10 protein-coding genes are annotated in these 20,686 nt (G+C 67.4%); 4 read left to right on the forward strand and 6 right to left on the reverse strand.

All coding sequences use genetic code 11. From position 1 onward, the window contains the following. The first annotated feature begins 18 nt into the window (after positions 1 to 18). Positions 19 to 11,145, forward strand: coding sequence for a type I polyketide synthase (locus tag OHQ90_RS05115; RefSeq protein WP_328407813.1), 11,127 nt, complete (start codon positions 19 to 21; stop codon positions 11,143 to 11,145). A 9-nt stretch (positions 11,146 to 11,154) separates the two neighbouring features. Continuing rightward, positions 11,155 to 11,679, forward strand: coding sequence for a PaaI family thioesterase (locus OHQ90_RS05120; protein ID WP_328407815.1), 525 nt, complete (start codon positions 11,155 to 11,157; stop codon positions 11,677 to 11,679). 66 nt (positions 11,680 to 11,745) lie between these two features. Here OHQ90_RS05120 and OHQ90_RS05125 read toward each other — a convergent pair whose 3' ends face one another. From OHQ90_RS05125 to OHQ90_RS05140, 4 genes are all read right to left on the reverse strand, one after another. Next, positions 11,746 to 13,776 carry an NADPH-dependent 2,4-dienoyl-CoA reductase gene (locus tag OHQ90_RS05125; RefSeq protein ID WP_328407817.1) on the reverse strand — a complete coding sequence of 677 codons (2,031 nt, stop codon included), beginning with the start codon at positions 13,774 to 13,776 and terminating at the stop codon, positions 11,746 to 11,748. Between the two features lie 179 nt (positions 13,777 to 13,955). Next, the gene (locus OHQ90_RS05130) at positions 13,956 to 14,825 is read right to left on the reverse strand and encodes a hypothetical protein (RefSeq protein WP_328407819.1); all 870 of its coding nucleotides are present in this window, start codon (positions 14,823 to 14,825) and stop codon (positions 13,956 to 13,958) included. A gap of 284 nt (positions 14,826 to 15,109) precedes the next feature. Further along, a complete protein-coding gene (locus OHQ90_RS05135; protein ID WP_328407821.1) occupies positions 15,110 to 15,631 on the reverse strand; it encodes a hypothetical protein in 522 nt (173 codons plus the stop codon). A gap of 116 nt (positions 15,632 to 15,747) precedes the next feature. Continuing rightward, positions 15,748 to 16,947: an NADH:flavin oxidoreductase gene (locus tag OHQ90_RS05140; protein WP_328407823.1), complete on the reverse strand. Its 1,200-nt coding sequence runs from the start codon at positions 16,945 to 16,947 to the stop codon at positions 15,748 to 15,750. A gap of 92 nt (positions 16,948 to 17,039) precedes the next feature. Here OHQ90_RS05140 and OHQ90_RS05145 point away from each other — a divergent pair, with 92 nt between their 5' ends. Further along, positions 17,040 to 17,804, forward strand: coding sequence for an SDR family NAD(P)-dependent oxidoreductase (locus OHQ90_RS05145; RefSeq protein ID WP_328407824.1), 765 nt, complete (start codon positions 17,040 to 17,042; stop codon positions 17,802 to 17,804). Between the two features lie 3 nt (positions 17,805 to 17,807). Here the strand turns inward: OHQ90_RS05145 and OHQ90_RS05150 are convergent, their stop codons facing one another. Next, the gene (locus tag OHQ90_RS05150; protein WP_328407826.1) at positions 17,808 to 18,050 is read right to left on the reverse strand and encodes a hypothetical protein; all 243 of its coding nucleotides are present in this window, start codon (positions 18,048 to 18,050) and stop codon (positions 17,808 to 17,810) included. 181 nt (positions 18,051 to 18,231) lie between these two features. On the opposite strand from OHQ90_RS05150, the gene OHQ90_RS05155 reads away from it, so the two are divergent. Further along, entirely contained in the window at positions 18,232 to 19,644 is a 1,413-nt protein-coding gene (locus OHQ90_RS05155; protein ID WP_442941317.1) for a hypothetical protein, read from the forward strand. A 381-nt stretch (positions 19,645 to 20,025) separates the two neighbouring features. On the opposite strand, the gene OHQ90_RS05160 is transcribed toward OHQ90_RS05155, so the two are convergent. Beyond that, complete coding sequence (locus tag OHQ90_RS05160) at positions 20,026 to 20,670, reverse strand: TetR/AcrR family transcriptional regulator (RefSeq protein WP_328407828.1); 645 nt, start codon at positions 20,668 to 20,670, stop codon at positions 20,026 to 20,028. Between the last annotated feature and the right edge of the window lie 16 nt (positions 20,671 to 20,686).

Below are 20,686 nucleotides of genomic sequence, written 5' to 3' on the forward strand. Positions count from 1 at the left end.
ACGACCAGGAGCCCCACCATGGCCGACAATGACGAGCTTCGCCGGTATCTCAAGAAGACCGCGATAGAGCTGTACGAGACCAAGCAACAACTGCGCGACATCACCGACCGGTCGCGTGAGCCCATCGCCATTGTCGGAATGGCTTGCCGATACCCGGGTGGCGTGCGGTCACCCGAGGATCTGTGGCGCGTTGTCGAAGGCGGCGTGGACGCCGTCGGTGACTACCCGTCGGACCGGGGGTGGGACCTGGAGCGGCTGTTCGACCCGGACCCGGATGTGCCCGGCACCATCTACACCCGGCAGGGCGGGTTCCTCGACTCGGTGGCCGACTTCGATCCCGCCTTCTTCGGGATCAGTCCACGCGAGGCCGCGGCGATGGATCCACAGCAACGCCTGATGCTCGAGGCGTCCTGGGAGGCGTTGGAAGACGCCGGTATCGACCCGGCGTCGTTGCGCGGCAGCGACACCGGGGTGTTCGCCGGGGTCGTTCATCAGAACTATGGTCCACGCGTCGGCTCGGCCGGGATCACCGCCGAGACGGAAGGTCATGTCTACCTCGGTGTTTCGAATAGCGTGCTGTCCGGCCGGATCGCCTACACCCTCGGTTTCAAGGGCCCTGCCATCTCGGTCGACACCGCGTGCTCGTCGTCCTTGGTGGCCCTGCACCTGGCGTGCCAGGCGCTGCGTCAGGGTGACGCCGCACTCGCTCTGGCAGGCGGCGTCACGGTGATGTCGGACCCGTCGGTTTTGATCGCGTTCGCCCGGCAGCGCGCGCTGTCCTCCGATGCCCGCTGCAAAGCGTTCGCGGCGGCCGCCGATGGGACCGGCTTCTCCGAAGGTTTGGGGATGCTGGTGCTGGAGCGGCTGTCGGACGCGAAGCGTCTCGGGCACACCGTCTTGGCGGTGGTGCGTGGCAGCGCGGTCAATCAGGATGGCGCGAGCAATGGTTTGACCGCGCCGAACGGCCCGTCCCAGGAACGCGTCATCACGCAGGCGCTGGCCAATGCCGGTCTCGACCCCGCCGATGTCGACGCGGTGGAAGCCCACGGCACCGGCACCATGCTCGGCGACCCGATCGAGGCGAGCGCGCTGATCGGCGTCTACGGTGCGCAGCGCAATGCCGCGCCGCTGCGCCTGGGGTCCTTGAAGTCCAATGTCGGCCATACCTCGGCCGCTGCGGGCGTCGGCGGCGTGATCAAGATGGTCCAGGCCATGCGCCACGGTGTGCTCCCGAAGACTTTGCATGTGGATGAGCCGACCCCGCACGTGGATTGGTCGGCGGGCACGGTGCTACTGCTTCAGGAGCAGCAGCCGTGGCCGGCTGGCGAGCGAATCCGGCGGGCGGGCGTGTCGGCCTTCGGGGCCAGCGGCACCAACGCCCACCTCATCCTCGAGGAGGCGCCCGCCGCCGCTGCGCAGGAGACATCCGGAGAAACAGCGGAGCAAGGCGATGCCGCGGTGACGGCGACCGCCCATCGCGACCCGTCGGATGTTGTCGCGCTGCTGGTGTCGGCGCGTTCCGAACCGGGGCTGGCGGCGCAGGCGGATCGGCTGCGGCAGTGGATGCTCGGCGCGTCCGATGTCGACGTGTGGGATACCGCGTTCTCCCTTGCGACCTCCAGAGCGCATCTGGATGTGCGCGGCGCGGTCGTCGGGCGCGACCGAACTGAGCTGCTCGCGGGCTTGGCCGCGCTTGCCGGCGGTGCCGCCGCCGCGCCGGGCGTCGATGTGGTGCGCGGGTCTGTCGGCTCCGGACAGACGGCGTTTCTGTTCACCGGTCAGGGCGCGCAGCAGCCCGGGATGGGCAAAGGTCTGTACTCGGCGTTTCCGGTGTTCGCGGCGGCGCTCGATGAGGTGTGCGCCGCATTCGATCCGCTGCTGGCGCAGGCCCACCCGTCGCCCGACCACCACACCTCGATGAGCTCCGCGCCGTCGTTGCGGGAACTGATGTTCGCCGAGGACGGCGCGGCGCTCTTGGATCGGACGGAGTTCACCCAGCCCGCGTTGTTCGCGTTCGAGGTGGCGTTGTACCGGCTCGTCGAGTCTTTCGGTCCGACTCCGGACGTGCTGCTCGGTCACTCCATCGGTGAGCTGGTCGCGGCGTATGTCGCGGGGGTTTGGTCGCTGTCGGACGCGTGCGCGCTGGTGGCCGCGCGTGGACGGTTGATGGGTGCGTTGCCGCCGGGCGGGGCGATGCTCGCGGCCGCCGTTTCCGAAGACGAGGCGACCGCGCTGGTGGCCGAGTACCACGACCGACTGTCGGTGGCCGCGGTGAACGGTCCGTCGTCGGTGGTGCTTTCCGGCGACGCGGACGCCGTCGACGAGATCGAGCGACTGCTCGGTGACCCCAGCGGCATGAGCGCCAGGCCGGCGGCGGCAGCGGAGCGTAACCATGAGGGCCGAGAGAATGCCGTAATTCAACACCGTCGCAAGACGAGTAGGTTGCGAGTCAGTCACGCCTTCCATTCGGCGCGAATGGAACCGATGCTGGCCGAATTCCGTGCGGTGGCCGAGAGTTTGACCTATCGAACGCCCACCGTCCCGATTGTGTCGAATGTATCCGGCGCGGTGGTCGATAGTGAGCTGACCGATCCGTCGTACTGGGTGAGTCAGGTACGGGGAGCCGTCCGCTTCGCTCCGGGTGTGCAGGCACTGGTCGCTGCCGGTGCCCGTCGGTTCCTCGAGATCGGCCCTGATGCGGTGCTGGCGGCGATGACCCGCCAGTGCCTGGCCGAAGACCCCGATATCGAGGCGCGGTCGGTGGTGACCGCTGCCGGTCGGCGCGGTGCGGACGAGGCCGCGCAGTTCACCACCTTCCTGGCCGCCGCGACCGCCGCCGGACTGGAGGTGGATTGGCGCTCGGTGTACGCGGGCCGGTCGACGCGCCGAGTTCCGTTGCCGACCTACGCATTCCAACGTCAACGGTATTGGCTCGCGCCCACCGACGGTCTCGGCGACGTCGGTCGCGCCGGTCTCATGGCCATAGATCACCCCATGCTCGGTGCGGCGGTCGCGATGGCGGGCACCGACGAGTGGCTGTTCACCGGTCGGCTTTCGACGGCAGCACAGACATGGATCGCCGATCACACGGTGTTCGGCGCGGTCCTGCTGCCCGGCACCGGTTTCGTGGAGTTGGCGTTGGCGGTCGGTGCCCGGCTGGGTGTCGAGATCATCGACGAACTGGTTCTCGAGGCGCCGCTGCGTTTGGACGACCGGACCGAGATCGATATCCAGATCAGTGTCGATGCGCCCGACGACAACGGGCAGCGACGGTTTGTCATTGCTTCGCGGCCTGCCGACGAACAGTCCGCGGGCGCGAGCGGAATCACCCACGTGCACGGCGTTTTCGCGCCGGGCACTGCGATTGATGCCGTCGAGTCCGGCAGCTACCGCGAGCCACCGTCGGAGGACGCGACGCCCGCGGGCGCGCTGTATGACCAATTGGCTTCGCTCGGGCTCGATTACGGACCAGCCTTCCACGGCGTGCGCCGGACCTGGCGCGACGGCGACGACGTGCTCGCCGATGTGCAGTTGCCCGCCGAGGTCGGTGCGGACGCGGCGCGGTTCGGCGTGCACCCGGCGCTGCTTGACGCCGCGCTGCACGCCGCGGTGGACGAACTGTCCGCGGATCTGCGGCCCGGCACGGCGCCGCTGCCGTTCGCGTTCCACGGTGTGCGGTTGTATCGCCGCGCCGCGACGGCGGTACAGGTGCGAATCCGGCGGACCGGAACCGACAGTGTGCGGCTCGAACTCTGCGATGACGCGGGAATTCTCGTGGCGACGGTCGAATCGCTGCAGACGCGCCCGGTCGACAGCCAGGTGGTGAACACCGGTCTTTCCGTCGGTCGCCACGCGCTCTATGAGGTGCGGTGGATCGCGGTCGAATCGCCGGTCACGGCCGACCCGGGCGCCCGGCGGATGGTCGCGGTCGGTGCGCGGACCGAGTCCGGATTCGATGAGGACTACCCGGATGTCGCGGCACTGGTCGGGGCGTACGGCCCGGATGCCGAGGATGCGGGGCAGCACCCGGCCATCGACGCGGTGGTGTGGTTCGTCGATGACGCCGACACCGAATCCGTGGACGCCGCCGCTGCGTCGTCGGATGCTGGTGGTGTCGCTCCAGATGCCGGCGCAGTGCCGGTGGCGGCCGGCATGACGTCGGCGGAGGCCGTGCACCGCCGTCTGCATACGGCGTTGACGATGATTCGATCGTGGTTGCGTCTGCCCGTCGCGGCCGAGTCCCGACTGGTCGTCGTGACGCACAACGGCATCGGTCTGCCCGGCGAGAATCCGGACCTGACGGCGGCGGCGACCTGGGGCCTGCTGCGCAGCGCGCAATCGGAGCATCCCGGTCGAATCATTCTGGTGGACAGTGCTATCGACGGCGAGGTGACCCCCGAGCTGATCGCGGCGGCCCTCGATGCCGACGCGGCGCAGCTGGCGGTGCGCGAGGGTGCGCTGCTCGAGCCGCGGCTGACCCGTCGCGACGGTGCCACCGGCTCGACCGTGGCGCTCGGCTCCGGCGCGGTGTTGATCACCGGTGGCACCGGCGGTTTGGGCGCTACGGTCGCCCGGCATGTCGCCGTGACGCACGGGGTGCGTGACCTGGTGTTGGTCTCGCGGCGCGGCCCAGCGGCCGACGGCGTCGCCGAACTCGTCGCCGAGCTGACCGAGCTCGGAGCCCGACCGAAGGTACTGGCCTGCGACGTCGGTGACCGCGCCGCCGTAGCGACGCTGCTCGACAGCATCTCCGACGGTCCCGCATTGACCGCTGTCATCCACGCGGCGGGCATCCGCGACGACGGCACCATCGACACGCTCACGCCCGAGCAGATCGACCGCGTGCTCGCACCGAAAGTCGATGCGGCACTGCACCTGCACGAGCTCACCCTCGACCGCGACCTTTCGGCGTTCGTGGTGTTCTCCTCGGTCGCGGCGGTTCTCGGTTCGGCGGGCCAGGGCAACTACGCTGCGGCGAACTCCGTTCTCGACGCACTGGCGCTGCGGCGCGTCAACGCGGGTCTGCCCGCCGTTTCCGTGGCGTGGGGTCCATGGAACGCCAGCAGCGGTATGACGGCCGAACTGGACGCGGTTGCCCTGGTCCGGTTGTCGCGTATGGGTTTTCGACCGTTGGCGCAAGCCGACGGGCTGGCGCTGTTCGATCTGGCCTGCGGTGGCGGCGCACCGTTCGTCGCCGCAGTCGACTTCGACGTCGCCGCGTTGTCCGTGCAGGCCCGCGCGGGCATGCTGCCCGGTCTGCTGCAGTCGCTGGTGTCCTCGCCGCGGCGCGCCGACAACGGTGGTGGGGACCTGGCCGGGCGCTTGGCGGCGGCGTCGCCGGACAAGCACGACGCGATCGTGCTCGACTTCGTGCGCAATCAGGTCGCCGAGGTGCTCGGGTACGCCACAGGCGAGCTGATCGACGCCGAGAAGCCGTTCAGTGAATTGGGTTTCGATTCGCTCGGCGTGGTGGAGTTCCGCAACCGCCTCGCCAAGGCCACGGGTCTGCGGCTGCCGTCGACCCTCGCCTTCGACTACCCGACGTCGGCGGCGATCGCCAGGCACGTGCGCTCGCGGATCGAAGGCGCCGCAACGAGCGTGCGTCGCACCCAGCAGCGGACGCGGACCGACGAGCCGATCGCGATCGTCGGCATGGCCTGCCGGTATCCCGGCGGTGTCGAATCGCCCGACGCACTGTGGGATCTGGTGTCCTCGGGTACAGACGCCATCAGCGAGTTTCCGTCGGATCGCGGCTGGGCGCTCGAGCGCCTGATCCATCCCGACCCCGACCACCCCGGCACGTCTTACGCCAAGGAGGGCGGGTTCCTGACGAACGTGGCCGACTTCGACGCGGGGTTCTTCGGCATCGGCCCGCGTGAGGCGATCGCGATGGACCCGCAGCAGCGGTTGCTGCTCGAGGTGTCGTGGGAGGCGTTGGAGCACGCCGGGATCGATCCGACGTCGTTGCGTGGCAGCGACACCGGTGTCTACACGGGCGTGATGTACCAGGATTACGAGGCCTTGTCGCGCAAGGCCGGGCCCGAGGTCGAGGGCTACGTCGGGACCGGTGTGGCGGGCAGCGTGGTGTCCGGACGAGTGTCATATGCGCTCGGCTTGGAAGGTCCCGCGATGACAGTGGACACGGCGTGCTCGTCGTCGCTGGTCGCGCTGCATGTCGCTTGCCGGGCGCTGCGCCAAGGGGAGAGCTCACTGGCGTTGGTCGGCGGTGCGACGGTCATGGCGACGCCGCTGGTGTTCGTGGAGTTCTCCCGGCAGCGTGGTTTGGCGCCGGACGGGCGATGCAAGTCGTTTTCGGCGGCGGCCGACGGGGTGGCCTGGTCGGAGGGCGCGGCCGTCCTCGTGGTGGAACGGTTGTCGGATGCACTGCGTTTGGGCCACAACGTACTTGCGGTGGTGCGCGGCAGCGCCATCAATCAGGACGGTGCGAGCAACGGTTTGACCGCGCCGAATGGTCCCTCGCAGGAGCGGGTGATCGCTGCGGCATTGGATAACGCCGGCCTGCGCCCTGCGGATGTGGACGCGGTGGAGACCCATGGGACCGGCACGCCGTTGGGCGACCCTATCGAGGCGCAGGCGTTGATCGCCGCCTATGGACAGGATCGACCGGAGCTGCCGCTGCGGATCGGTTCGCTCAAATCCAATATCGGTCACACACAGGCGGCTTCGGGCGTCGGTGGCGTGATCAAGATGGTGCAGGCCTTGCGGCACGAGACCTTGCCGAGGTCGTTGCATGTGGACGAGTTGTCGCCGCATGTGGATTGGTCGGCGGGGGCGGTGCAGGTGCTGACCGACGCGCAGCAGTGGCCGGCGGGCGATCGGGTGCGGCGCGCGGGAGTGTCGTCGTTCGGGATCAGCGGCACGAACGCGCACGTGATTCTCGAGGAAGCGCCGAGGAAACCGTCCGATCAGCAGCCGCGAGCAGCGGCGCCGGAGCCCGACGGCGGCGATGCGTCGGCCGGGTCGGACCTCGACGTCGCTGCGGTCCCATTGCTGGTGTCGGCGAAGTCGGAGGAGGGGTTGCGGGGTCAGGCGCAGCGGTTGCTGACCTGGTTGACCGATCGTCCCGAGGTGGATCAGTGGGCGGTGGCACGGTCGTTGCTCGACTCGCGCGCGTTGCTGGATCGGCGCGGGGTCGTCGTCGGTCATGATCGTGCGGAGCTGTTGGCCGGTCTGGCCGCTTTGGCATCGGGTTCGACGCGGCCGGGTGTGGTCGCCGGCGTTGCGGTTTCGGGCGAGACGGCTTTCCTGTTCACCGGCGGCGGTGCGCAGCGGGTCGGCATGGGTGCCGGGTTGTACGAGGCGTTCCCGGTGTTCGCGGCGGCGTTGGACGTGGTGTGCGCCGAGTTCGATCGGCACCTGGGCGGGACCGACCCGTCATCCGGTCACCCTTCGACGAGCTCATTGCGTCAGGTGATGTTCACCGATCCCGAGGGTGTGCTCGATCGCATGGCGTGGATGCAGCCCGCGCTGTTCGCGTTCGAGGTGGCGATGTTCCGCTTGCTGGAATCCTTCGGTGTGACACCGGATGTGGTCGCGGGTCATTCGCTGGGTGAATTGGTCGCGGCGTACGTCGCGGGGGTGTGGTCGCTTGCCGATGCGTGTGCTCTGGTCGCGGCGCGTGGTCGGTTGATGGGGGCGGCGCCGTCCGGTGGTGCGATGCATGCGGCGGCCATTTCGGAGGCCGAGGCCGAAGAGATGTTGGTCGGATATGCGGACCGGGTGTCGCTCGCGGCGGTGAATGGTCCGGAGTCGGTGGTGTTCTCGGGATTCGCGGATGCCGTCGACGAGATCCAACGGCGGCTGACCGACGCTGGTCGTAAGAACTCGCGCCTGCGGATCTCGCACGCGTCCCACTCCGTGGTGATGGAGCCGATACTTGACGAATTTCGTGCTGTGGCAGCGGGATTGACGTATCGGGAGCCGCTGTTGCCGATCGTGTCGAACGTCTCGGGTGAGCGGGCAGGCGCCAAGGTGCTGGATCCGGAGTACTGGGTGACACACGTGCGCAGTTGTGTGCGGTTCGCTCCCGGTATCGACAGTTTGGTCGAGTCCGGTGTGCGGAGGTTCGTCGAGGTCGGCCCGGATGCGGTGCTGACCGCGATGGCTCGTGAGTGTTTGGCGGAGCGTCCTGAGATCGAGGTCAAGTCGGTAGTGCTGGCGTCGTCCCGCCGGAAGGTCGACGAAACGGTCGGGTTCGTCACGTGCCTCGCGCATGCCCATGCGGTGGGGATGCCCGCGGATCTGCGGCGCTTGTTCGCCGGGCGTACTGCGGACCGAATTGAGTTGCCGACGTACGCGTTCCAGCACCAGCGGTACTGGTTGCAGCCGAGCGACGACGTCGTGGCAGGCTCGTTCGGACATCCGCTGTTGACGAATGCGGTGCCGCTCGCCGGAAAGGACGAGTGGCTGTTCTCCGGACGAGTCTCCTTGCGGACGCAGCTCTGGATCGCCGACCACGCGGTGTTCGGCTCGGTGTTGCTGCCGGGGACGGCCTTTGTGGAATTGGCGTTGGCCGCGGGTGCGCGACTGAACGTCGATGCCGTCGAGGAACTGCTGCTGGAGGCCCCGCTGCTGCTTGCCGGTGGCACCGAGGTCGACCTGCAGCTGAGTGTCGAGGCGCCCGACGACGAGAGCAGGCGCGCGTTCGCGATCTACTCCCGTTCCGAAGTCGCCGAAGCGGACTCGGCCGATGCGGAGCCGTGGGTGCTGCACGCACGCGGCGTCCTGACCGCCGCCGACGAGATCGCCCCGACGTGGGACGAGCGGACCTGGCCGCCATCGGGTGCCGAGCCGTCGGACGACGGGTCGCTCTATGACCGCCTGGCACAGCGCGGTTTCGACTACGGCCCGGTCTTCCAGGGTGTTACCGCGATGTGGTCGGACGGCGAGCAGACCTTCGCCGAAGTCTCCCTCAGCGAATCCGTGAGCGACGCGGCCGCCACGTTCGGCATTCATCCCGCGCTGCTGGACGCCTGCCTGCATGTGGCCATCGACGAGCTGATCCAGGATCTGCCGCCGGGTCGGATACCGCTGCCTTTCTCGTTCACCGGAGTGCAACTGTGGCGTTCCGGCGTCGCCGCTGTCCGTGCCAGAGTGGTCCGCGACGGCAGCGGGCAAGTGCGGATCGATGCTGTCGACGACGCCGGTTCGATCGTGCTGACCATCGCCGGGGTCGCCGCGCGGCCCATCGACGCGGAAGTTCTCGCGGCGAGCACGACGCGCCGCGCGTTGCCGCTGAACCTGCGATGGACCGAGTCGACGCTGGCTGCCGCGTCGTCTTCCGGGCTGTCGGCCACGTTGGGTTCGACGCGTATTACGGGCATCGATCATCACTACGACGATGTCTCAGAAGTGGTTGCGGCCCAAGAGCTTCCGGACTTCGTCATATGGTCGATCGTCGGTGATCCCGCCGTGGTCGCCGACGCGGAAGCCACCTCCGCTGAGCGAGCCGCGGCGATTCGGCAGTCGGTCCACACGGCCTGGGATGCATTGCGTTCGTGGCTGTCGATCGAGCAACTGACCGAAACCCGGCTCGTGGTGGCGACCCATCGTGCGGCGGGCTTACCGGGTGAGCCGGTGGACCTGGCGGCCGCCGCGGTAATCGGTCTGATCCGCAGCGCCCAATCCGAATACCCCGGCCGGATTGTGCTGCTGGACCACGACGGCGACCTGCACGCCGATCTGGTGCGCGGCGTGATCGAGTCGGATCAGGCTCAGGTGGCGGTCCGCGACTCCCGGATGTTCGTGCCGAGGCTGGCGAGCGGCGGAGTTGCCGACAACAACGGTTCGCTCGACAAAGGTGCCTTCGGTGCCGGCACGGTGCTGATCACCGGCGGCACCAGTGGTATCGGCGCGGTGACGGCTCGGCATCTTGCCCTCGTGCACGGCGTCGAACACCTGCTGCTGGTGTCGCGCCGGGGCGAACAAGCCGACGGCGTCGCGGAGCTGGTTGCCGAGCTGGCTCGACTAGGAGCCGAAGCGCGCGTCGTCGCCTGCGATGTCGGTGATCGGGCGAGTGTGGCGGCGGTGCTCGATTCGATCGGGACCGAGCACCCGTTGACCGCGGTGATCCACTCCGCCGGTGTGCTCGACGACGCCACGATCGCCACGCTGACCGCGCAACAGTTCGATCGGGTGCTCACGCCCAAGGTCGACGGCGCGCTGCATCTGGACGAGCTCACCCGAGAGCACGACTTGGCGGCGTTCATCGTGTTCTCCTCGCTCGCCGCGGTGCTCGGTTCACCCGGACAAGGCAACTACGCGGCGGCGAACTCGTTCCTCGACGGGCTCGCGCGCGCCCGTCGCACCGCCGGCCTGCCCGGGTTGTCGGTGGCCTGGGGACCGTGGAACCAGGACACGGGCATGACGGGCGCCATGGACCGGGCCGCCGTGGCACGGCTGGAGCGATTCGGCGTGCAGGTGATCAGCGACGACGACGGGACCGCGCTGCTCGACGCCGCCGTCGCCATGGACGAGGCAATGGTCGCCGGTGTCGAGTTCGACAAGCCCACGCTGTCAGCACAGGCTCGCGCCGGACTGCTGCCCGATGTGCTCAGCGGTCTGGTGTCGGCGCCCGCCAGAGTGCGGCGCGCGACGAGCGGCGGCGCGACCGGTGGTCAACTGGCGCAACGGCTTGCCGCAGCGCCGGAGGACGAACGGGACGCGCTGGTACTGGGGTTCGTGCGGGAAACCGTCGCGGCGGTGCTCGGATACCCGTCGGCTGCGGCGATCGATCCCGAGACTCCCTTCAATGAACTGGGATTCGATTCGCTCGGCGGTGTCGAGCTGCGCAATCGCCTCGCCGAGTCGGCGGGCATGAAACTGCCGACGACGCTGGTGTTCGATTACCCGACCGCCACCGCCGTGGCGAAGTTCTTGCGCTCGCGGTTGGAAGCCGTCTCGACTACTTCCGCGCTCGACGGCCAGATCGCCTCCCTCCGAACGTTGTTGGCGACCATGACGTCGGCGGGGGAGAAGGAGCGCCTTGCCGAGCGAATCCGCGCGACGTTGGCCGAAGCACTACAGGAACCCGAATCCACCACACGCAGTGACCGCGACGCCGTCGAGGCGGCGAGTGTCGATGAACTCTTCGCGCTCATCGACCAGCAGATCACCTCTCAGTAAGGAACGGCCATGACGAGCAACGATTTGGCGGCCATCGAAACGTCCGACGGCGTGCGGAGGTTGCAACTGGAGTGGGATGATCCGGCCCAGGCCGTGCTCGGCCTGCTGCAGCTGTCGCGCGATGAACTGGTGCAGCGTCTGCGGTCCGGCGACCTACCCCAGCCGCCGCTGTCGAAGCTGCTCAACATCGCGGTCGTGGACGCCGAGCCGGGGCGGATGGTCTTGAGTCTCGGGCCCGACGAGCGGCACGTGAACTTCCTCGGCGTGGTCGGCGGCGGGGTGCTCGGCGCCGTCCTCGACGTGGCGATGTGGGGGGCGGTTCAACTGTCCATGGACGACAAGTCCATGGTCACCACCACCAGCATGAATACGAACTTCCTGCGCAGAGTCTCGCACGACCAGGCAACGCTGCGCGCGATCGCGCAGACCGTGCATGTCGGCCGGACGACGGCCGCCGCCGAAGCACGTCTTGTCGACGACGACGACAAGATCTATGCGACAGCGACTGCCAATTTCGTTCGGTTGGGAGGCTGAGACGTCAGCGGTCGGGTGCCCGGGCCAATTCGCCCCTCGGTCACCCGACCGCTGCGATTGCGGAGTTCAGATCGTGGCCGCCAGGCGGGTACCTTGTTCGATTGCCCGCTTGGCGTCCAGTTCACCGGCCTCGTCGGCGCCGCCGATGAGATGCACCCGCACACCGAGCGTTTCGAGCTCGTCGCGCAGATCTCGAACGGACTCCTGGCCTGCGCACACGATCACGTTGTCGACGTCGATCACGCGCCGACCTTCCCGGTTCGGGCCGAAGCTGATGTGCAGACCACGATCGTCGATCCGCTCATAGTTGACCCCGCCGATCTGCTCGACCCCCTTGCCGTCCAGGGTGGCGCGATGGATCCAGCCGGTCGTCTTGCCGAGGGTGGTGCCGAACGGGCCGGTCTTCCGTTGCAGCAGTGTCACTTTCCTGAGGGCGGGGGATGGCGTCGGCGTGGTCAACTGGCCTGGAGCCCGATCGTCCTCGGTGACGCCCCACTCCGCCTGCCACTCCTCGAGCTTCTGCGCGGCGGGGCCGTCGACTGTCAGGAATTCGCTGACATCGAAACCGATCCCGCCCGCACCGACGACGGCGACGCGATGGCCGACGGATCGCTCCTCGCGGATCAGCTCCGGGTAGGACAGCACCATCGGGTGGTCGATTCCCGGGATATCGGGAACGCGCGGACGCACGCCGGTCGCTAGGACGACCTCGTCCCAGTTGCCCTCGGCAAGCTGTTCGGCGGTCGCCTGTACGTTCAAATGCAGGGTGACGCCGCAGACTTCGAGCTTTCGGCGGAAGTACCTGATCGACTCGTTGAACTCCTCCTTGCCCGGGATGCGACGAGCCAGGTCGAACTGGCCGCCGATCTTGTCCGATGCTTCGAACAGTTCGACGTGGTGACCACGCTCGGCCAGCCCGATGGCCGCCGACAGGCCCGCCGGGCCCGCGCCGACGACTGCGACGCGTTTGGCGTGCTCGGTGGGCAGCAGCTGCAGCAGCGTTTCATGGCAGGCGCGCGGATTCACCAGACAGGAAACGGTTTGGCGAGTGAAGGTGTGGTCCAGACAGGCCTGGTTGCACGCGATACAGGTATTGATCTCGTCCACGCGGGATTCGGCGGCCTTGTTCACCCATTCCGGGTCGGCCAGCAGTGGACGGGCCAGCGAGATGAGGTCCGCGTCGCCGCGCTCCAGGATCTCCTCGGCGACCTCGGGCATATTGATCCGATTCGACGCACACACCGGGATCGACACGTGCGCCTTGAGTTTGGCGGTGTATCCGACGAACGCAGCCCGCGGCACCGAGGTGACGATGGTCGGCACGCGCGACTCGTGCCAGCCGATATCGGTGTTGATGATGTCCACGCCGGCGGATTCCAGTTCCTTCGCCAGGGCGATGATCTCCTCGAAGGTCTGTCCGTCTTCGACGAAGTCGGCCAAGGACATCCGGAACATGATGAGGAAGTCCTCGCCGAGCGCGGCGCGGGTTCGTCTGGCGATTTCGACCGGGAACCGCCGTCGATTGGCTGCCGAGCCGCCCCAATCGTCGGTGCGAATGTTGGTGCGCGGCGCGAGGAATTGGTTGATCAGGAAGCCCTCGCCACCCATCAACTCGATGCCGTCGTATCCGGCCTTTCTGGCCAGCTCCGCGCAGCGCACATGGTCGGCGATCGTCGATTCGATGCCCGCCTCGGAGAAAGCCTTCGGCTCGAACGCGACGAGCGGCGACGCCACGGCCGAGGGCGCGACATTACCGGGAATGTTCGAATCGCGGCCACCGTGGATGATCTGCAGCGCGATCTTGGCTCCCGCCTCGTGCACCGCCGTGGTGATGACCTGGTGGCGTTCGGCGTCGGCCTCGGTGAGCATCGCGCAGGCGAACGGCCACAGCCAGCCCTCGCGAGTAGGGGAGTACCCACCGGTGACGATCAGACCCACCCCGCCGCGGGCCCGTTCGGCGAAAAACGCGGCCAGCCGGTCGATGTGCCAATCCCGGTCCTCCAGGTTGGTGTGCATCGAACCCATCACCACGCGATTGCGCAGCGTGACACGCCCCAGCTGGAGCGGTGACAGCAAGCGCGGAAAATCTGAACTCATGGAAAGAACCTAATGACCGGTCGGTACTCCCGCAACGGGAGTTGAACGGCTGTTCAGCTCGCCCTGGGACTATGTCGGGTCGGTTTCCTGGTCAGGGCGTGCACTCTCGTCCCAGCCGACCACGGCGGTGTCGCTCGAGCGCCGTACTCGGCCGGCCGAACCGGGTGATTCGAAGGAGCTCATTCTTGGATGATCAATGCAGTGCGGTTCAGGATTACCCATTCTTCATAGTGGTCAGCTGTCGCTTCCGGCACGAGGTAGGCGTCATAGCCTTTGGCGGCGGCGAAGCGCCCGCGATCTTTCAGGATGAAACTCTTTTCCTTCAGCTCCTCGATTCTCGCTTCTTCCTCTGGCGTTCTTTCCATTTTGTGTAAACGGTTCAATTCATCGTTTATCTGCGACAACGCCTGCTGTTGCTCATTGTGTAGACGTTCATAGTCGACGATTCTCGCATCGGGGTGTAGTACCATTTCGATCACTTGGTCGGGATCATAGTGCGCGTACTGCATTGCCCGCTGCGGATCTGTTGTCGCATAGGTTCCATGGCCGAAGCCTCCGGTGCCTGGGAAGAGTGGACCGAACTTGAACTCCTCGACATGGCGTGCGTCGCTTACGCCTCGGAGCAGTCGAGTGCGACCTGTCGATTCGAGCCCGGCAATGCCCTCCGCGTCCGTCAGTTCCGCCGGTCCATCGAATCCTTGGCGTCGATATATTTCTGCCAGCGCCATATCGCCATTCCGGCCGATCTTTTCTGAATAGAGCTGCCGGTAGTCGAGGTCTTCGATAAGATCGCGACCGGGGGTGGGAATGCCGAATATCGGCACACTGGGCTTCGGTTGCGTGATCGAATCGTGGTTCGGCTCGAAGTCCGACGATTCGAAGCTATAGCTGATATCTGAATCGGAGGAGCCGATCGTGTGGCCCACGCCGCCGCTCATTTCGGCCAATTCGCTGGTTTCCCGTGCTGCGGCCCCACCACCTTTTGTGATCAGCGTTCGTGTGTGGTCGCGCAGCGCTGCCATCATGTCGATCAAGATTCTGCTGATCACCCTGATGTCTCCGTATAGAGGCGCGGAGCTCCCTCTTCTCCTGCACTGCTGCCCTTGCCAAGGGTATCCCGCACTGCGCGTTGGATTTACCGCGTGCGGGAGCCTCGGACCGAAGGCCGCAATTCCCCGGCCTCGCTACGCGTGGGCTTCCGAACTCAGCACATTGAGCCAGCCGGTGAAGCCGAGCCGCCTGGCCACCGCCGAGTGGAATGTGACCGAGGCGCGGTCCAATGAGACTGGGCCTCCGCGCTTTTCGGGTATTCGCTCGTTTCGATAACTGCGCCTCAAGCGAGGACGAGTGCGATGAGGATGAGGATCGAGCCGCCCATCACGACCGCGTGCCGCACGTTCTGCAGGATGGGCATCACCCAGCGGGGGAAGCCGCTTTCCGCGGCCTTCAGCAGGGCGGCCGCGTCGATGCGCGTCAGCATCGGGTCGCCCTTGCGGGCGAAAGCGGCCTGAACGGACTTCGCGGCGGTCAGATTGCTGTAGATGATGAGCACGTTGCCGATGAGCACCAGCGGCTGGAAGATCCAGGACAGGGTCTGGCCCCAGTGGTTGCCGGTCAGCTGGAGGGCGGCGAGGACCATCATGATCAGGGCGACGGTCGCGGGGACGATCGTCTCGTGGCCGCCGGCGTCGAAGCTGAGGTTGTTCTCCTTCAGCACCGACGCGGGAATGCCCTGCCGCCGCAGTTCCGCCTCGGCGGCGGTTTTCGCGGCGGCGCCGTAGCGGTGGCGCACCAGCGGGATGCTCACGAAGGCGAGGGCGATCAGCAGCTGCAAGACGGCGGCGAAGACGTACATGGTGTTCTCCTCATCGGATGTGCTGTCACTGTGGCGATGAACCGCAGTGGCGTTGTCGATGAGAGGGACGATGCCGACCGGCGCTGACAGCGCGCTGACACGGCTTTGGGTGCTGGTTACGCGGTGTGTGCGGGATCGGCCGCCGGGGTGGTCAGCACGCAGCGAGTGCCCTGATAGATCGTCGGCATGCACTGGTTGCAGTGCGTACACGGCGAGACCGATATCTCGTCGGCACGCATCCGATTGATCAGTTCGGGGTCGTAGAGCAGTGCGCGCGCCATGGCGACGAAGTCGAAACCGTGTGCCATGGCGGTGTCGATCGCCGCGCGGGAGGCGATGCCGCCGAGCAGGATCAGTGGGAGGTCGAGGTCGGCGCGGAAGCGTGCCGCCTCGTCGAGCAGGTAGGCGTCGCGGTAGGGATAGGTGCGCAGGAATTTCCGCCCGATCAGGCGAATTCCCAAGCGCTGCGGTTGCGGGAATTGGGCGGCGAACTCGCGCAAGGGGACGTCGCCGCGGAACAGGTACATGGGATTGCGCAGCGAGCTGCCGACGGTGAGTTCGAGAGCGTCGAGGTTTCCGTCCTCGGCCAGCCACTGTGCGACGGTGCGGCTTTCCTCGATGCCGAACCCGCCGCGCACGCCGTCGTCCATATTGAACTTCGCGAGCACCGCGATCTCGTTGCCGACTTCGTCGCGCACCGCTTCGGCGGTCTGCCTGGCCAGGCGCGCACGGTTGACCAGGGTGCCGCCGTAGGAGTCGGCGCGTTTGTTCAGCGCCGGGCTGAGGAAGGCGCTGATCAGATAGTTGTGGCCGAAATGTAGCTCCACGGCGTCGAATCCGGCGCGCACCGCGAGCCTCGCGGCCTCGGCGTGTGCGGCGATGATGCGCCGGATATCGGACTCGGTCGCCGCGTGCGTGACGCGCATGCTGATGGGGCTGAGCTGTCTGCTGGGCGCCAGCGCCGGTGCGCGGTTGGAAGCCGCGTTGGCGACCGGGCCCGCGTGGCCGAGCTGTGCGGAGACCGCACCGCCCTCGGCGTGTACCGCGTCGGTGAGTCGTTGCAGTCCGGGCACGGCGCCGGTGCGCATCCAGATCTGATGACGATCGGTGCGGCCCTCCGGCGCCACTGCACAGTAGGCGACGGTGGTCAGTGCCGCGCCGCCCGCGGCGACTCTGCGGTGAAACTCGATGAGATCGTCGGTGACCAGCGCGTCCGGTGTGCGTCCCTCGAACGTCGCGGCCTTGATGATGCGGTTGCGCAGCTGGACCGGCCCGAGCATGGCGGGTTGGAATGCATCGCGGGTTTCCGACGACATGAGCCCAGGCTAGAACGTGTTGCAGTCTTTTGCACCGAAATGCGCAGCGCGAACATATTGACTCTCTATGAGAACCTGTTCTAATTTTTGGCATGCGTAGATACGAGGGCCGCCGAGTATTGGTCACCGGAGCGGGATCGGGCATCGGTCAGGGCATTGCCCTGCGGCTGCTCGACGAGGGGGCGCAGCTGGTCGCCGCCGACATCGACCAGCCCGGCCTGGAGGCCACCACGGCGAAGGCGTCCGCCGCCGACCGGCTGCGGACCGTGCAGGTGAACGTCGCCGATCCCGAGTCGGTGCGCACCGCGACGGGCTCGGCGCTCGAATTTCTCGGTGGTCTCGATGTGCTGGTGAACGCCGCGGGCATCCTGCGGCCCGCCCGCACCGATGAAATGCCGTTGGAAGTGTGGAATCAGGTGATCTCGGTGAACCTCACCGGAACCTTCCTGATGACCCAGAGCGCGCTGCCCGCGCTCGTGGAAACCGGGCACGGCGTCGTCGTGAATCTGTCCTCTACTGCGGCCTTCAGTGCCGCGCCCTACCTTGCTGCCTACGCCGCATCCAAGGGCGGAGTCAATGCATTCACCCACGCCATCGCGCTGGAGTACGCCAAGCAGGGTCTGCGCGCTGTCAATATCGTGCCCGCGGGCATCACCAGCGGTATCACCACGAAATCCATTCGGGATCAGCCGGAGGGTTTCGACCCGAGTCTGTTCGCGAGGTTGACCGGCTGGCTCAACGGTGGCGCGCTCGGGACCCCGGACGATATCGCGGGCGTGGTCGCCATGGTCGCCTCCGATGACGGCCGCTACATGACCGGGACCGAGATCCGCATCGACGGCGGGGCTTTGATGTAGTCCCTACGCGGGCGTGGCGACCAAAAGGTGGTGTGGGATCGGCGGGTTGGGCAGCTCGTGGTGCGTAACGGAACACCCGGCGCGTTCCAGCGCGTCGATCACCTCGGGCACCGGCCGCAACGTGAATCCGTAGGCGGTGAACGGCATTTTTGCCATGGCGTCGGCATCGCCGATGCCGATCACGAGGTGGCCGCCCGCCCGGACGACGCGGGCGAGTTCGGCGCAGGCGACGCCCTTGCCGAGCACGCCGTGTGGGTTGCCGAGCTGACCGGCGAGGGTGGACAGCAGTCGCGCGCGGACTCCATTCGTGGCGCCATCGTAGCCACCGCTGCGGCGCTATTTGGATCATCGGCGTTTCGAATACTGTTGCTGCCCCGCCGGATCGGATTCGATCGAAGGCCACGCTGCGGAACGGAAGGATGACCGGATGCGATCACCGCTGATTCTCCTGGCCGCCTCCGCATTAGCGCTCATGCCCGCGAGCACCGCCGACGCGGCGGGGCAGTGGGGTCCGCTGGCCTCGCCCAACCCGCATCTCGGGCCGCCCGGCACCGCGACCATGCACGGCGACGCCGGCTCGTCGGACGCGACACCTTTGGCGGGCCCTGGACCCGGCAACGTGTCGGTGGGCGTTTATCCGCTTGCGGCGGCTTGTCCGACGCTGCTGCAGGGCTCGGACGGACTCGTGGTCGCGCTGTGCACCGCGATCGCGGGGCAAGCTCCGGTCCTACACCTGCTCGATCCGGCCGGTGGTGCGCCACTCGGTGCCTCGCTGGCTGCGCTCACCTTGACCAAGGGCAGTCTGCTCGGCGGCGTATACGCCTACCTGGACAACGCCGACCGGCTGGTGGTCGTGGACGGGAACCGCACGTTGCTGCGCGTCGCCCACACCCACGATGCGGCAGGCGGGTGGCAGCTCGCGGTCGAGTCGTCGACCGATCTCTCCTCGGCAATTCCGGTCGGCGACAACGTCACCGGGCTCGTTCCGGATTGGTCCGGCAATGTCTGGTTTGCGACCGGCAAGGGCCTGGTCGGACTGGTTGCGCCCACGGGCCGGGCGGCGGTCGTCGCGCTGCCCGCGGGCGAGCAGGTCGCCAACAGCATTTCCGCGGCACCGAGCGGGCGCATCGCCGTCGCGACCACGCACGCCCTCTATGAATTGCGGGCCGCGGCGGGACGACCCGAGGTGCTCTGGCGTGCGCCTTACGATCGCGGCCGGGCGCGCAAGCCCGGCCAGCTCAGCTGGGGAACCGGTTCCACGCCTACCTATTTCGGTCCGAACACCGGCGCCGATTACCTGACGATTGTGGACAACGCCGACGGCCGGGTCAATGCGCTGGTCTTCCGTTCGGGCAGCGGCCAGTTGGTGTGCACACAGCCGGTGCTCACGAAGGGCGGTGCCGGCAGCGAGAATTCACCGATCGGCATCGGCCGCTCACTGTTCGTCGCCAGCACCTACGGCTATCCGTATCCCGCTGTCCCCGAGGGTGCGGGCCAGGCGGTTCCGGCCACCGCGCCGTTCATCGGCGGTATGACTCGCGTCGACGTCGACGGCGCGGGGTGCCACACGGTCTGGGAGAGCACGGTGCGCAGCGCCGCCGTTCCACATCTATCCACAGTCGACAGTGCGATATACACAGTGACGCGAATCGGTCTCGACACCACAACGCCGCTGGACGGTTACGCCTTCACAGTCATCGATCCGGACACCGGCTCCGTCACCTCGAGCAGGCCGCTCCCCGGCACCGTCGCCGACGACCCACTGCAGACATCGCCGCTGGTCACCCATGGTGGCGAGGTCCTGCAGGGCACGATCACCGGGATACTGCGCATCCGTTGACACGCCGCCGCACGGCCATTCGATGCTGGGGATCCACGGCCGGCACCCGGTGAATCGCTCCCGGTGGAAGTGCCTGTGGATAGTGCGGCACAACACTTTTGGTCTCGACCGATGATCGAGACTTTCCACAGGCCCTGTGCATACCTGCGTGACACCTGTGAGTGGTTGTCGAGTGTGTGGACCGCTCAGTGCAGTGCTTGTGGATAGCACGCCCAGATTGTGGGCTCGAATGCGCGGCAGTGACGTTCGGCCGCGCACCGGGCGTCACGAGTCTGCACAGGCTGTGCAGTGCCAAGTCTGCACATCCTGTGCGATAGGAGATTTCGCAGCAGCCCGGCCCGCCGGCCTTCGAGCTCGCTGCGATACCGATCGTGAAGGGGATCAGTCGGACGCGTTCGGGCCGGTGGCGAGTCCACGCTGGATGACGGCGAGGGTGTGGGTGATGGCCTGTTCTCGTGCGGCGTCGTCCAGGCCGCGGATGGGTCCTTCGACCATCAGTGCGGCAAGTCCGTGCACCATTGCCCAGGCCGCGATTTCGGCGTCGGGGCGGTGTGCCGGGTCCATGTAGCCGATCTCGACGAGCTCGTCGAGCACTGCGGACAACAGGTTGAACGCAGGCGAGTCTTCCGGTGCTCCGTCGACGGGGCCGGTTTCGCAGAAGGCGGTGCGGAACAGCCCGGGTTCCGCTCTGGCGAAGGCGATATACCCGCGGCCGACCGCATTCAGGCGCAAGATCGCGTGCGCCTCGGGGCCAAGGGATTCCACACCGGCGGACATCGCCCCGAACAGGCTCTGCTGTGCCTCGGCCTGCGCGGCGCCGAGCAGTTGTTCGTGATTGGTGAAGTGGCGATAGGCCGCGGTCGGCGTGACACCGACCAGCCGGGCGGCCGCGCGCACGGTCACCGCCTCCGGCCCGCCGGTTTCCGCGAGCTCGGCGGCGGCGCGCACGAGCGCGTTGCGCAGGTCGCCGTGGTGGTACGGGCCTTCGCGGTGGCCGCGCTTGGTCGCTGATTCCGAGTTCGTCATCTTTTCGATGTTGACA

Source organism: Nocardia sp. NBC_00403, assembly GCF_036046055.1.
Classification (GTDB): domain Bacteria; phylum Actinomycetota; class Actinomycetes; order Mycobacteriales; family Mycobacteriaceae; genus Nocardia.

Excerpts from the sequence above, each read along its gene's own strand:
- OHQ90_RS05115 (WP_328407813.1), top strand. The coding sequence starts at position 19 with ATGGCCGACAATGACGAGCTTCGCCGGTATCTCAAGAAGACCGCGATA.
- OHQ90_RS05120 (WP_328407815.1), top strand. The coding sequence starts at position 11,155 with ATGACGAGCAACGATTTGGCGGCCATCGAAACGTCCGACGGCGTGCGG.
- OHQ90_RS05125 (WP_328407817.1), bottom strand. The coding sequence starts at position 13,776 with ATGAGTTCAGATTTTCCGCGCTTGCTGTCACCGCTCCAGCTGGGGCGT.
- OHQ90_RS05135 (WP_328407821.1), bottom strand. The coding sequence starts at position 15,631 with ATGTACGTCTTCGCCGCCGTCTTGCAGCTGCTGATCGCCCTCGCCTTC.
- OHQ90_RS05140 (WP_328407823.1), bottom strand. The coding sequence starts at position 16,947 with ATGTCGTCGGAAACCCGCGATGCATTCCAACCCGCCATGCTCGGGCCG.
- OHQ90_RS05145 (WP_328407824.1), top strand. The coding sequence starts at position 17,040 with ATGCGTAGATACGAGGGCCGCCGAGTATTGGTCACCGGAGCGGGATCG.
- OHQ90_RS05155 (WP_442941317.1), top strand. The coding sequence starts at position 18,232 with ATGCGATCACCGCTGATTCTCCTGGCCGCCTCCGCATTAGCGCTCATG.
- OHQ90_RS05160 (WP_328407828.1), bottom strand. The coding sequence starts at position 20,670 with ATGACGAACTCGGAATCAGCGACCAAGCGCGGCCACCGCGAAGGCCCG.